Source organism: Pseudomonas sp. WS 5410 (assembly GCF_012985645.1).
In the GTDB taxonomy this organism is placed as follows: Bacteria; Pseudomonadota; Gammaproteobacteria; order Pseudomonadales; family Pseudomonadaceae; genus Aquipseudomonas; species Aquipseudomonas shahriarae.
Genome location: NZ_JAAQWS010000032.1, coordinates 23,120 through 36,502, shown reverse-complemented (window position 1 = coordinate 36,502; position 13,383 = coordinate 23,120). Strand labels below are relative to the sequence as shown.

Genomic DNA, 13,383 nt, shown 5'->3' with positions numbered 1-13,383 from the left:
ACGCAGTGGTACTTATGCCGAATGGTAGGTCGGCAGGGCAAAGCGGTGCTGGCTTTGCAACATCGAAATCTGCGGCAACTCGCTGGCTTGTTCTGCCAGGTCGCGGCGGATAGCGCTGATGACCCAGGTCAGTTGGTCGGCAGTGTGCAGCTGCTGGTACGAGATCGAGCGTTTGATCTGCTTGCCCTCGGTGTTGCGCAGGGTCAGCAGGATCCCACCGTCAGGGCGCGCCTGGGTGGTGACGTCGTAGGCGGAGAATACAGAAGCGAATTTATCTTGGATCAGGCTCATGTCTATCGGCTCCATTGGCTCGTGTTGTGCGGCATGGAGTGATAGGTGCAGTGATTGTGCCAGTATCGCGATTTGTATAAAAACCATATAAATCAATGACTTGCAAAAAATAGAACTTTTCACTTTCGTGCAATATGCATGAATGGCCATCGTGCATCCTGCATTTTGCGCTATTGGGCGATGACGAACGGTATCGTGCGTCACCGGTGCCTGGGATACAAAACATTGCAAATCCCGCGTGTACAGCCAAGGAATGGCTGGCGTATTTTCCTGCAAGGCATTCAGGAATGGTCCTACACCGCATGAAGGCCCGTGGACCCTACGAATAATAAGAAAAAGGACTTCTGTGCATGAGCAATCCCCATAGCGAGATGATTACCCTCGGCATGATGTTGCGTAAGGTGCCGACCATTGTTCGGGCCCTGCCACGGTTGGTGCGCGGTATCCGTGTCGCCAATATCACTGACCCCGACCAGCCGTGCGGCCTGGGCTGGACCTTCGAACAGGCCACCCAGCGCAACCCCGAAGGCGCCGCGCTGTTGTTTGGCGACCAGGTGCTCAGCTACCGCCAGGCCAACCAGCACGCCAATCGCATCGCCCATCATCTGCAGGCCCAGGGCATTGGCAAGGGTGATGTGGTCGCGCTGTTTATTGAAAACCGTCCCGAACTGCTGTTGACCGTGCTGGCGGTGGCCAAGGTCGGCGGCATCTGCGCCATGCTCAATACCGCGCAGACCCAGGCGGTGCTGGTGCATAGCCTGACCCTGGTCAACCCGGTGGCAATTGTGGTCGGCGCCGAACTGGTCGACGCCTACGACGCGGTACGTGAGCAGGTGGCGATTGATCCGCAGCGCACCTGGTATGTCGCCGATCAACAGGTGGCGCCTGTGCCCCAGGGCTATATCGACCTGATGGCCGCCAGCGCAGACTGTTCCACGGATAACCCGGCCAGCAGCCAACAGATCTACTTCAACGACCCGTGCTTCTATATCTACACCTCCGGCACCACCGGTTTGCCCAAGGCCGGTATCTTCAAGCATGGGCGCTGGATGAAATCCTCGGCCAGCTTCGGCACCATCGCCCTGGATATGGGGCCGGAGGACGTCGTCTATTGCACTCTGCCGCTGTACCACGCCACCGGGCTCTGTGTGTGCTGGGGCTCGGCGATTGCCGGCGCGTCGGGGTTTGCCATCCGCCGCAAATTCAGCGCCAGCCAGTTCTGGGACGATGTGCGCAAATTCAACGCGACCACCCTGGGCTATGTCGGCGAATTATGCCGCTACCTGATGGACCAGCCGCCCAGCGAACGCGACCGCGACAACCGAGTGGTGAAGATGATCGGCAACGGCTTGCGTCCGGGAGTGTGGGGGCCGTTCAAGGAGCGTTTTGGTGTGGGGCATATCTGCGAGTTGTACGCCGCCAGTGACGGCAATATCGGCTTCACCAACGTGCTGAATTTCGACAACACCATCGGCTTTTCCCTGATGCACTGGGCGCTGGTGGACTACGCCCACGACACTTGCGAGCCGATCCGTGGCAGCAATGGTTTTATGCGTGAAGTGCAGAAGGGCGGCCAGGGCCTGCTGCTGGCCAGGATCGACGACAAGGCGCCGTTCGATGGCTACACCGACCCGGAAAAAAACCGCAAGGTGGTCTTGAGCGACGTGTTCGAAAAGGGCGACCGCTACTTCAACACCGGCGATCTGTTGCGCAGCATTGGCTTTGGCCATGCGCAGTTCGTGGACCGCCTGGGCGATACCTATCGCTGGAAGGGCGAGAACGTCTCCACCACCGAGGTGGAAAACATCTTTATGCAGCACCCGCAGATCACCGAGGCGGTGGCCTACGGCGTGGAAATCGCCAACACCAATGGCCGCGCCGGGATGGCGGCGATTACCCCGTCCGAATCCCTGGCCACCCTGGATATGCAGGCGTTGCTGCAATTCGCCCAGAGCCAGATGCCGGCCTATGCGGTGCCGCTGTTCCTGCGGGTCAAGGTGAAGATGGAAACCACCGGCACCTTTAAGTACCAGAAGGTCCGTCTTAAGGAAGAGGCCTTCGACCCGCACAAGGTGGGGGACGATCCGCTCTACGCCTGGTTACCGGGCAGCGATACCTATGTGCCCGTGACCGTGCAGGTGCTGGCGGATATCCAGAGTGGAAAATATCGCTACTAGGGCGGATCGATAGAACCTGGCTATCGTGGCTTTCGGCAAAAAAGGGGTGACAGGCGGGGCGCTGCTCGGGAAACTGACGGCCTTACGCCACACCCCACAGGGAGCCGCAGATGTCTGATCAAGCCAAACAAATGACCGAAGAAGAAGCCGCCGAATTTGCCGAGCAGGTCTTCGACGTGGCCCGCCGCGGTGATGCCGCCATGCTGGCTGCGCTGCTGGCCAAGGGCTTGCCGGTGAATCTGCGCAATCACAATGGCGATACCTTGTTGATGTTGTCCGCCTATCACGGGCACGCCGAGGCGGTGAAAGTGCTGCTGGAGTTCAAGGCCGATCCGCAGATCGCCAACGACAAGAACCAACTGCCGATTGCCGGTGCAGCGTTCAAGGGCAACCTGGCGGTGGTCAAGGCGTTGATTGAAGGCGGCACCCCGGTTGACGGCGCCTCTGCCGATGGCCGCACGGCGCTGATGATGGCGGCGATGTTCAATCGCACCGAAATGGTCGAGTACCTGATCAGCGTAGGGGCCAACCCCAAGGCCACGGATGCCCAGGGGGTAACGGCCCTGGTGGCGGCCCAGACCATGGGGGCAGCGGATACGACGGCGCAGTTGCAAAAACTGGTGTAGGCTTTGCGCCCTCAAAATCAGCCTCGCCACAGGATTCGCCCATGAACACCGCGCTCGTCGAACTCATCACTAAAATCAGTTCCGGTTGCCTGGGCGACGCCGAGATCGTGCGGATCGCCGATGAGGCCAGCCAGGCCTACGCCGATGCCGATGGGTTCCTGGCGGCCAACCCTGATATCAACTACGACGACACCTTCCCCATCCCGCTGGGCGAGTGGATTGTGGTCGGCAGCCTGCCGGAAACGGTGCTGTTCCAGGCCGACACCTACCAGGACCTGTTCGCCCAGATCGTCGCCTCCTTTGGTCCCGACGTTGCGTTCAACCTCAAGCCCAAGCAGTTGGCCAAGACCGAGGCGCTGACGGCCCTTAATCGCATCCAGATCCAGCTCGGCGCCATGAACCCGGAAAACGGCGGCTACACCCTGATGAATTTCAGCCAGTTGCTCGATGACGAAATCCAGGCCGTGCTGGTCTATGGCAATGACGTGCCACGGGTGCTGGAATTGTGTGCCGAAGTCGGGATCAAGGGCGAACCGTCCCTGGAAGCCCTGCGCATTGCCGTCCACGTCTGAAATAAAACGGAACCCTGGCCAGGGCTGGCTATCCTAAACAGGCAAGCCCTCACTTAGGAGCGACACCATGGGTTCCACATTTAATGGTCTGATCGGGTTGATCATCCTGGCACTGGATATCTGGGCGATCATCAACGTGTTCAAAAGCGGCGCCAGCACCGGGGCCAAAGTGTTGTGGATCCTGTTGATCCTGCTGTTGCCGGTATTGGGCCTGATTATCTGGGCCATCGCCGGGCCACGGGGCAACGTGCGGCTCTGATCCTCTGCGGGCACAAGCATATAAATAATGTGGGAGCGCGCCTACCCGCGACAGTGGTGTATCAGTACCAGATTGATTGGCTGACACACCGCTATCGCGAGCAGGCTCGCTCCCACATTTGTTTGCGGCGTGTTCTGTAGATTTTTGTGTCTAGATATTCGCTGCACAAAATTTTCACACTTCATCCAAGACAATTCCCTCGCTTATTTTCCTGCCAAGGCCCGTCTGTGCCGCCAGGAGCGCTGTGCAATGAGTAATCAATAGCGTTGCCGACGTTGATCGGGCACCATCTGCCCACCGCGTAATACCCTGGACCCTGAGCCTTTATTGGCCGGGGCAGGACGCCGCTGCATTCTTTCGCCACTTAAACTTCCAATGGGTCCTCAAACAACATGGCAAACCCGGACGCCCTGAATCAGCAGCGAGCTTCTACTCGTCTGCTGCAACCGACCGTCAAGTCCCACCTGGCCTACACGCTGCTTTGCGCCCTGGTCATGATGGTGATGCTCTCCCTGCTGCGCCTGGGACTGTTGGTATACAACAGCGACATGATGCTCGACACCCCGGCCTCGACCTTCCTTGAAGCGTTCGTCAATGGCCTGCGCCTGGACTTGCGCCTGGTGGTGTACCTGAGCATCCCGCTGATCCTGGCCCTGTTCAGCGTGCGCGCCATGGCCGCCCGTGGGTTCTTCCGGTTGTGGCTGACCGTGGTCTCCAGCATCGCGCTGTTCCTTGGCCTGATGGAGATGGACTTCTACCGCGAGTTCCACCAACGCCTTAACGGCCTGGTCTTCCAGTACGTCAAGGAAGACCCGAAAACCGTGATGAGCATGCTCTGGTACGGTTTCCCGGTGGTGCGCTACCTGCTGGGCTGGGCCGTCGGTACCTTTATCCTGAGCATCGCCTTCAAGGGCGCTGACCGTGCGACGCGCCCCCGTGGCCCGTTCAGCGGTGGCACCGTCGGCACCCGCCAGGTCGCGCCGTGGTACAGCCGCATCGCGGTGTTCGTGGTGTGCCTGCTGATTGCCGTGGTCGCCGCGCGTGGCACCCTGCGCCAGGGTCCGCCACTGCGTTGGGGTGACGTGTACACCACCGACTCGAACTTCGCCAACCACCTGGGCCTCAACGGTACGTTGTCGCTGATCGGTGCAGCCAAGGCGCGCTTCTCCGAGCACCGTGAGAACGTCTGGAAAGCCACCCTGGAGCAGCCGCTGGCGACCCAGACCGTGCGTGACATGCTGGTGCTGCCTGACGAAAAACTGGTGGATACCGACACTGCAGCCGTGCGCCGTGACTTCACGCCGCCGGCCGAGAAGACCCTGCCGATCAAGAACGTCGTGGTGATCCTGATGGAAAGCTTCGCCGGTCACTCGGTGGGCGCCCTGGGCAGTGGCGGCAAAATCACGCCGTACTTCGACGAGTTGACCAAGGAAGGCCTGCTGTTCGACCGTTTCTTCTCCAATGGCACCCATACCCACCAGGGCATGTTCGCCACCATGGCCTGCTTCCCGAACCTGCCAGGCTTCGAATACCTGATGCAGACCCCGGAAGGCAGCCACAAGCTGTCGGGCTTGCCGCAGTTGCTCAGCGCCCGTGATTTTGACGACGTGTATGTCTACAACGGCGACTTCGCCTGGGACAACCAGTCGGGCTTCTTCAGCAACCAGGGCATGACCAACTTCATTGGCCGCAATGACTTCGTCGACCCGGTGTTCTCCGATCCGACCTGGGGCGTGTCCGACCAGGACATGTTCGACCGAGGCCTGCAGGAGCTGAAGGCGCGCGAAGGCGGCAAGCCGTTCTACGCCCTGCTGCAAACCCTGTCCAACCACACGCCGTACGCCTTGCCGACGCCGTTGCCGGTCGAGCCGGTGACTGATCGTGGCCGTCTCAACGAGCATTTGACGGCCATGCGCTACTCCGACTGGGCCCTGGGCCAGTTCTTCGAGAAGGCCCGTAAGGAGCCGTACTTCAAGGACACCCTGTTTGTGATCGTCGGCGACCATGGTTTCGGTAACGAGCAACAGATCACCGAAATGGACCTGGGGCGCTTCAACGTGCCGCTGCTGCTGATCGCACCGGGCGTGCAGGACAAGTTCGGCGTGCGTGACCACACCGTGGGCACGCAGATCGACATCGTGCCGATCATCATGGGCCGCCTGGGCGGTGAAACCCGCCACCAGTGCTGGGGCCGCGACCTGCTCAACTTGCCAGAAGGCGACAAGGGCTTTGGCGTGATCAAGCCCTCGGGCAGCGACCAGACCGTGGCGTTGCTCACTGCCGACCGTGTGTTGGTACTGCCCAAGGAAATGCCACCGAAACTGTGGCAATACGAACTGGGCGCCAACCCGACCGGCAAGGTAATTCCCGAGTCGGCGGATGAGGCGCAACTCAAGCAGAAACTTGAGTCGTTCCTGCAAACCGCGACCAAGAGCCTGCTGGATAACACCGCAGGCGTGGTAGACGGCAAGCCGGACTAATCGCCCGGCAATAAAAAAGAGGCCTTCTTCAAGGCCTCTTTTTTTTGCATCTTTTTTAACGCTGGGGGGTTATATCTTGCCCAGCAACAACAGAATCAACAGCACCACCAGCACCGTACCGAGAATACCCGACGGCCCATAACCCCAGTTACGCGAGTGCGGGAATACCGGCAGGCCGCCGACCAGCAGGAGGATCAGAACAATGATAAGAATGAGGCTCATAGTTTGTTTTCCTTATTCGTCTTCTGAAAAGACCTGATTGTTAATTGTCAGAGCCGCACCTTTAAAACGGCCGCCTTAATCAATCCGACTCCTGCACTTTGCAGAAAATTCCCTGTTTTTTTAATCCGATTTGGCCGCTGGCTTATTTCGTTTTTAATTGTTGTGTTGTTGCGCACTTAGTTTAAAAAGATTGAACTTACCCCACGCCCCGGCATCCGACCGGGCCTTTGGTTTGCCCCGGGCATTCAGCAACTTGATGGTGCATGGGGCGGTGAATAACCTTCGCTACACTGGCGCGTACTTCTTCCCTGAATCACAAGGCTACTTCCTATGCAAAATCGCATGATGATCACTGGCGCCGGATCCGGCCTGGGTCGCGAAATCGCTCTGCGCTGGGCCCGCGAGGGTTGGCAGCTGGCCTTGTCGGATGTCAGCGAGCCGGGCTTGCAGGAAACCCTCGCGCGGGTGCGCCAGGCCGGTGGCGACGGGTTTATCCAGCGCTGTGACGTGCGTGACTACAGCCAGCTCACCGCCTTTGCCCAGGCCTGCGAGGTCAAGCTGGGCGGCATCGACGTGATCGTCAACAACGCCGGGGTCGCCTCCGGTGGGTTCTTCAGCGAGCTGTCCCTGGAGGATTGGGACTGGCAGATCGCAATCAACCTGATGGGGGTGGTCAAGGGCTGCAAGGCCTTCCTGCCGCTGCTGGAAAAGAGCAAGGGCCGGATCATCAACATCGCCTCTATGGCGGCCCTGATGCAAGGCCCGGCCATGAGTAACTACAACGTGGCCAAGGCCGGTGTGGTGGCGCTTTCGGAAAGCCTGCTGGTGGAGCTCAAGCAGCAGGAAGTCGGGGTGCACGTGGTGTGCCCGTCGTTCTTCCAGACCAACCTGCTGGACTCGTTCCGCGGCCCCACCCCGGCGATGAAGGCCCAGGTCGGCAAACTGCTGGAAAGCTCGCCGATCAGTGCGGCAGACATTGCCGATTACATCTACCAGCGTGTGGCCGCCGGTGAGTTCATGATCCTGCCCCACGAACAGGGACGCATGGCCTGGGCGCTGAAACAGAAAAACCCGCAATTGCTGTATGACGAGATGACCAGCATGTCGGAAAAAATGCGCGCCAAGGCACAGTCGGTAAAAGGCTGAGGGATATAAACAATACGTTTATATTTTTGCGCTCCTACTGGGCTGTTTGATATTCGTCTGTCAGTAAATCCAACTCTGGGTTGTAGGGCGGATCTGTTTATCTGGCAGGTCATTGATGGCTCGTAGGGGAGGGCGCATGGTCGCGGTCCGGTAACTTTCCAAAGGACACACGCCATGCTGGTACTTAGCCGCGCGGTAGGCGAAATCATTTCCATCGGCGATCACATCACCCTGCGGATCCTGGAGGTCAACAGCCTCCAGGTGAAACTCGGTGTGCAAGCGCCCGCAGGGGTCAATGTGCACCGGGCGGAGGTCTACGAAAAGATCCGCCGCCTGCAGGGGCAGGCGGTGGCGGTGCCCAACCCTTAGTCGAACAGGTGCTTGGGCACGTCGTGCTTGAGCATCAACTGGCACTGCTCGCTTTCAGGGTCGAAAACAATCAGCGCCTGACCCTTGGTCAACGCCTGGCGCACGCGCAGTACCCGGGTTTCCAGGGGCGTGTCGTCGCCGTTGTCGGTGCCGTCGCGGGTCACGAAGTCTTCAATGAGGCGGGTCAGGGTGTCGACTTCAAGTGCATCGTAGGGAATCAGCATACAAGCCTCAAATGGTGGATCCCGGCGATCCTACTGTGCCGGGATCATAGTTGCCAGCCTCAGGATTTCTGTCCGACCAGGCTGTCCACCGAGGGCACGCGGGTGTCACTCTCCATTTGCGTTTCGTGTTCCAGTTGATGACTGAAGCGGTCCAGGGAACCCTGGGCCGGTTGCGCATCGCTGGCAAATACCGGCGGGCTGAGGATGTAGGCGCCCAGCAGGCGGCTCAAGGCCGCCAGGCTGTCGATATGGGTGCGCTCGTAACCATGGGTCGCATCGCAGCCAAATGCGAGCAACGCGGTGCGGATATCGTGGCCGGCGGTGACCGCCGAGTGCGCGTCGCTGAAGTAATAGCGAAACAGGTCACGGCGTACTGGCAGGTCGTTTTCCGCCGCCAGGTGCAGCAGGTGCCGGGACAGGTGATAGTCGTAAGGGCCGCCGGAGTCCTGCATCGCCACGCTCACTGCATGTTCGCTGGAGTGCTGGCCGGGGGCGACCGGGGCAATGTCGATGCCGACGAATTCGCTGACATCCCAGGGTAGGGCCGCCGCCGCGCCGCTGCCGGTTTCTTCGGTGATGGTGAACAGCGGATGACAGTCGATCAGCAACGGTTCGCCACTGTCGACGATGGCCTTGAGCGCCGCCAGCAAGGCCGCGACCCCTGCTTTGTCGTCCAGGTGGCGGGCGCTGATATGGCCGCTTTCGGTGAATTCCGGCAGCGGGTCGAACGCCACGAAGTCACCGACGCTGATCCCCAGGGAGTCGCAATCGGCGCGGGTGGCGCAGTAGGCGTCCAGGCGCAGTTCGATATGGTCCCAACTGATCGGCATTTCATCCACGGCGGTGTTGAAGGCATGCCCGGAGGCCATCAGCGGCAGCACGCTGCCACGGATCACGCCATTATCGGTGAACAGGCTGACGCGACTGCCTTCGGCAAAGCGGCTGGACCAGCAACCCACCGGGGCCAGGGTCAGGCGGCCATTGTCCTTGATCGCCCGTACGGCGGCGCCAATGGTGTCCAGGTGCGCGGAAACCGCACGGTCCGGGCTGTTTTTCTGGCCCTTGAGGGTGGCGCGGATCGTACCGCGCCGGGTCATTTCAAACGGGATGCCCAGTTCTTCCAGGCGTTCGGCGACGTAGCGCACGATGGTGTCGGTAAACCCGGTGGGGCTGGGGATGGCGAGCATTTCCAGCAGCACTTTTTGCAGGTAGTTGAGATCCGGTTCGGGGATGGTTCGGGTCATGGAAACTCCTGATGAGTTGAGGGCATCGATGGTTTCGATGAGGGGCTTGGGGATTTGTTGGCCGGGCTGGCCTCATCGCAGGCAAGCCAGCTCACACAGGAACCTGTGGGAGCGGGCTTGCCCGCGATGAGGCCCGTCCAGTCAGCTCATGTCTCAAGCCGTGGTTTGACTGTGGGGGAACAACAAATCCACAAACCGTTCTGCCGTGGGCTGTGGTTCATGGTTGGCCAGGCCGGCCCGTTCGTTGGCTTCGATAAATACGTACTCCGGCTGGTCAGCGGCCGGCACCATCAAGTCCAGGCCGACCACCGGAATATCCAGGGCACGTGCCGCACGCACGGCAGCATCCACCAGCGTCGGATGCAGAATCGCCGTGACATCTTCCAGGCAGCCCCCAGTGTGCAGGTTGGCAGTGCGCCGTACCGCCAGCACTTCACCCGAAGGCAGGATGCTGTCGTAGTCATATCCTGCCGCCTTCAGGGTGCGCAGGGTTTCGTCATCCATCGGGATCTTGCTCTCGCCGTCTGTGGCCGCCTGGCGGCGCCGGCTCTGCACTTCGATCAAGGCGCCGACGCTGTGCTTGCCATCGCCGATCACCTGCGCCGGGCGTCGGATCGCGGCAGCTACTACTTCAAAACCAATCACCAGGATGCGCAGGTCCAGGCCCTCGTGGAAACTCTCCAGCAAAACCCGAGAGTCGAACTGGCGCGCCGCTTCGATGGCGCCTTGCACTTCTTCGATGGTCTGCAAGTCCACGGCCACGCCCTGGCCCTGTTCTCCGTCCAGCGGCTTGACCACGATGCGCTGGTGTTCGTCGAGAAACTCCAGGTTGTCGTCGGCGCTGGCTGCCAGTTGTTGCGCTGGCAATTTCAAGCCGGCGGCGCTCAAGACCTTGTGGGTCAGGCTCTTGTCCTGGCACAGGCTCATGCTGATCGCACTGGTCAGGTCGCTCAATGACTCCCGGCAGCGCACCCGGCGCCCGCCATGGCTGAGGGTGAACAGCCCGGCTGCGGCATCGTCCACCTGCACATCAATACCGCGCCGGTGCGCCTCTTCGACAATGATCCGTGCATAGGGATTGAACCCCGCCTGCGGCCCCGGCCCAAGGAACAGCGGCTGGTTGATGCCGTTCTTGCGCTTGATGGCAAAGGTGGTGAGGGCGCGAAAACCGAGCTTGGCGTACAGGCTCTTGGCCTGGCGATTGTCGTGCAGCACCGACAGGTCCAGGTAACTCAGGCCCCGGCTCATAAAGTGCTCGATCAGGTGGCGCACCAGCACTTCGCCGACGCCGGGCCGCGAGCATTGCGGGTCGACGGCCAGGCACCAGAGGCTGCTGCCGTGTTCCGGGTCATGGAAGGCTTTATGGTGATTGAGGCCCATGACGCTGCCGATTATCGCGCCGCTGTCTTCATCCTCGGCCAGCCAGTACACCGGGCCGCCTTGATGGCGCGGGGTCAACAGGTTGGCATCCACCGGCAACATGCCGCGCCCCTGGTACAGGCGATTGACTGCCTGCCAGTCGGCTTCGCTCTGTACCCGGCGAATGCGAAAGCCACGGAACACCCGGGTCGCCGGCCGGTAGTCGGTGAACCACAGGCGCAAGGTATCGGAGGGGTCGAGGAACAACTGTTGCGGATCAATCCCGAGGATCTGCTGGGGCGCGGCCACATACAGGGCGATATCCCGTTCCCCGGGCTGCTCGTTGAGCAGCTCCAGGGCCAGGCTCGCCGGGTCGGGGAAGGTATGGCCAATCAATAAGCGGCCCCATCCGCAATGCACGGCGATGGGCTGGTCACTGGGTTCGCTGCCGTCTTCGGCCAGGCGCGCTTGCAGGCGCTCGTAGGACGGCGCCTGGCCGCGCAGCAGGCGTTGGCTGTAGGCCGTGGCGTGAGGTTTCATCAATCAGATTCCTTGTTCGCTGAGCCACAGGTTCAGCGCCGCCAATTGCCACAGCTTGGAGCCGCGCAGCGGGGTCAATTGCCCTTGTGGGTCAGTGAGCAGACGGTCGAGCATCGCCGGGTTGAACAGGCCACGATCCTGGCTCGGGTCCAGCAACAGGTCACGCACCCAGTTCAGGGTGTCGCCCTGCAAATGCTTGAGGCCGGGCACCGGGAAGTAGCCTTTCTTACGGTCGATCACCGCACTGGGGATCACCCGGCGCGCAGCTTCCTTGAGCACTTGCTTGCCACCGTCCGGCAGCTTGAATTGGCCCGGCACCCGCGCCGACAACTCCACCAGGCGGTAGTCGAGAAACGGCGTGCGCGCTTCCAGGCCCCAGGCCATGGTCATGTTATCCACACGCTTGACCGGGTCGTCCACCAGCATCACCGTGCTGTCCAGGCGCAGGGCCTTATCCACAGCCGCCTCGGCGCCGGGCTGGGCGAAATGCTCGCGCACAAAGTCGCCGGCGGCGTCATTGGCGGTCAGCCATTGCGGGGCGACGGTGGCCGCGTAGTCGTCGTAGCTGCGGTCGAAGAAGGCCTCGCGATAGGCCGCATACGGGTCGCTGGCGCCGTCCACTTGCGGGTACCAGTGGTAACCGGCGAACAGCTCATCGGCGCCCTGGCCGCTTTGCACCACCTTGCAATGCTTGGCCACTTCCCGCGACAGTAAATAGAAGGCAATGCAGTCATGGCTGACCATTGGCTCGCTCATGGCGCGGAACGCGGCCGGCAGTTGCTCGATGATTTCGCTTTCGGCGATACGCAGTTGGTGGTGCCGCGTGCCGTAGTGCTTGGCGATCAGGTCGGAGTACTGGAACTCATCGCCACGCTCGCCGCCGGCATCTTCGAAGCCGATGGAGAAGGTCGACAGATCCTGCACGCCGACTTCGCGCAACAGGCCCACCAGCATGCTCGAATCCACACCGCCCGACAGCAGCACGCCGACATCCACCGCCGCGCGTTGGCGAATCGCCACGGCTTCGCGGGTGCTGTCGAGCACGCGGTCGGTCCAGTCTTCCAGGGTCAGGTGTTTTTCATCGTCATGGGGGCCGTAGGGCAGGATCCACCAGGTTTTCTGCTCGGTCTTGCCGTTGGCCTCGATCCGCATCCAGGTGGCCGGTGGCAGCTTTTCGATGCCCGCCAACAAGGTGCGCGGAGCCGGCACCACGGCGTGGAAATTCAGGTAGTGATTGAGCGCCACCGGGTCGAGGATCGGGTTGATATCGCCGCCCTTGAGCAACGCCGGCAACGCCGAGGCAAAGCGCAAGCGCTGGCCGGTGCGCGACAGGTACAACGGCTTGACGCCCAGGCGGTCGCGGGCGATGAACAGGCGCTGGCTGTCGCGCTCCCAGATGGCAAAGGCAAACATGCCGTTGAGCTTGGGCAGCAAGGCTTCGCCCCAGGCGTGGTAGCCCTTGAGCAGCACTTCGGTGTCGCCGCCGGAATAGAAGGCGTAGCCCAGGGCTTCAAGCTCGGTGCGCAGTTCCGGGAAGTTGTAGATCGCGCCGTTGAACGCCAGGGACAGGCCCAGTTGGGCGTCGACCATCGGTTGGGCCGAGCCGTCCGACAGGTCCATGATTTTCAGGCGACGATGGCCCAGGGCAATCGGCCCTTGGGCATGGAAGCCCCACGCGTCAGGTCCGCGTGGTGCCAGGTGATGGGTGATTCGCTCCACCGCTGCCAGGTCGGCAGGTTGATGATCGAAACGCAGTTCTCCAGCTAATCCGCACATAAAGTCCTTACCGGTTTTTCCGTTGGGGAGGGGGTAAAAGGCACGCGCCAAAACGGCGGGTACCCAAGGACTGACCCGAGGCTATACCTGGAGTTTTA

The 13,383-nt window shown here is 61.1% G+C and carries 13 protein-coding genes; 7 read left to right on the top strand and 6 right to left on the bottom strand.

Translation table 11 applies throughout. From position 1 onward, the window contains the following. Positions 1–12: 12 nt before the first annotated feature. Positions 13–291 (bottom strand): DUF3509 domain-containing protein, encoded by a 279-nt coding sequence (locus HBO24_RS28205; RefSeq protein WP_057440744.1) that lies wholly within the window; start codon positions 289–291, stop codon positions 13–15. Between the two features lie 350 nt (positions 292–641). Between HBO24_RS28205 and HBO24_RS28200 the strand changes: the two genes are divergently transcribed. From HBO24_RS28200 to HBO24_RS28180, 5 genes are all read left to right on the top strand, one after another. Beyond that, entirely contained in the window at positions 642–2,468 is a 1,827-nt protein-coding gene (locus HBO24_RS28200; RefSeq protein WP_169989370.1) for a long-chain-acyl-CoA synthetase, read from the top strand. Between the two features lie 110 nt (positions 2,469–2,578). Beyond that, positions 2,579–3,094 carry an ankyrin repeat domain-containing protein gene (locus HBO24_RS28195; RefSeq protein WP_057440749.1) on the top strand — a complete coding sequence of 172 codons (516 nt, stop codon included), beginning with the start codon at positions 2,579–2,581 and terminating at the stop codon, positions 3,092–3,094. 41 nt (positions 3,095–3,135) lie between these two features. Further along, the gene (locus HBO24_RS28190) at positions 3,136–3,666 is read left to right on the top strand and encodes a hypothetical protein (RefSeq protein ID WP_057440752.1); all 531 of its coding nucleotides are present in this window, start codon (positions 3,136–3,138) and stop codon (positions 3,664–3,666) included. Between the two features lie 67 nt (positions 3,667–3,733). Then, entirely contained in the window at positions 3,734–3,925 is a 192-nt protein-coding gene (locus tag HBO24_RS28185) for a PLDc N-terminal domain-containing protein (protein ID WP_015885097.1), read from the top strand. Positions 3,926–4,317: 392 nt separating this feature from the next. Next, on the top strand, positions 4,318–6,405 hold the full coding sequence (locus HBO24_RS28180) for an LTA synthase family protein (RefSeq protein ID WP_170060767.1): 2,088 nt from the start codon (positions 4,318–4,320) through the stop codon (positions 6,403–6,405). 69 nt (positions 6,406–6,474) lie between these two features. Here HBO24_RS28180 and HBO24_RS28175 read toward each other — a convergent pair whose 3' ends face one another. Further along, positions 6,475–6,627, bottom strand: coding sequence for a DUF3309 family protein (locus HBO24_RS28175; RefSeq protein ID WP_032863216.1), 153 nt, complete (start codon positions 6,625–6,627; stop codon positions 6,475–6,477). A 330-nt stretch (positions 6,628–6,957) separates the two neighbouring features. On the opposite strand from HBO24_RS28175, the gene HBO24_RS28170 reads away from it, so the two are divergent. Together HBO24_RS28170 and csrA are read left to right on the top strand one after the other, a co-directional pair. After that, on the top strand, positions 6,958–7,773 hold the full coding sequence (locus HBO24_RS28170) for an SDR family oxidoreductase (protein ID WP_057440755.1): 816 nt from the start codon (positions 6,958–6,960) through the stop codon (positions 7,771–7,773). A 174-nt stretch (positions 7,774–7,947) separates the two neighbouring features. Continuing rightward, positions 7,948–8,142, top strand: a complete 195-nt coding sequence (csrA, locus tag HBO24_RS28165; RefSeq protein ID WP_057440758.1) for a carbon storage regulator CsrA — start codon at positions 7,948–7,950, stop codon at positions 8,140–8,142. Here csrA and HBO24_RS28160 read toward each other — a convergent pair. The 4 genes from HBO24_RS28160 to HBO24_RS28145 all read right to left on the bottom strand — a co-directional run bounded on the left by HBO24_RS28160 (position 8,139) and on the right by HBO24_RS28145 (position 13,285). Next, positions 8,139–8,366, bottom strand: a complete 228-nt coding sequence (locus tag HBO24_RS28160; RefSeq protein WP_003192759.1) for a YheU family protein — start codon at positions 8,364–8,366, stop codon at positions 8,139–8,141. The two genes, csrA and HBO24_RS28160, sit on opposite strands and share 4 nt — an antisense overlap. 59 nt (positions 8,367–8,425) lie before the next feature. After that, positions 8,426–9,610 (bottom strand): osmoprotectant NAGGN system M42 family peptidase, encoded by a 1,185-nt coding sequence (locus tag HBO24_RS28155; protein ID WP_115127811.1) that lies wholly within the window; start codon positions 9,608–9,610, stop codon positions 8,426–8,428. 153 nt (positions 9,611–9,763) lie between these two features. Beyond that, complete coding sequence (ngg, locus tag HBO24_RS28150; protein WP_115127812.1) at positions 9,764–11,509, bottom strand: N-acetylglutaminylglutamine synthetase; 1,746 nt, start codon at positions 11,507–11,509, stop codon at positions 9,764–9,766. A gap of 3 nt (positions 11,510–11,512) precedes the next feature. Beyond that, positions 11,513–13,285: an N-acetylglutaminylglutamine amidotransferase gene (locus tag HBO24_RS28145; protein ID WP_170060766.1), complete on the bottom strand. Its 1,773-nt coding sequence runs from the start codon at positions 13,283–13,285 to the stop codon at positions 11,513–11,515. Positions 13,286–13,383 lie beyond the last annotated feature (98 nt).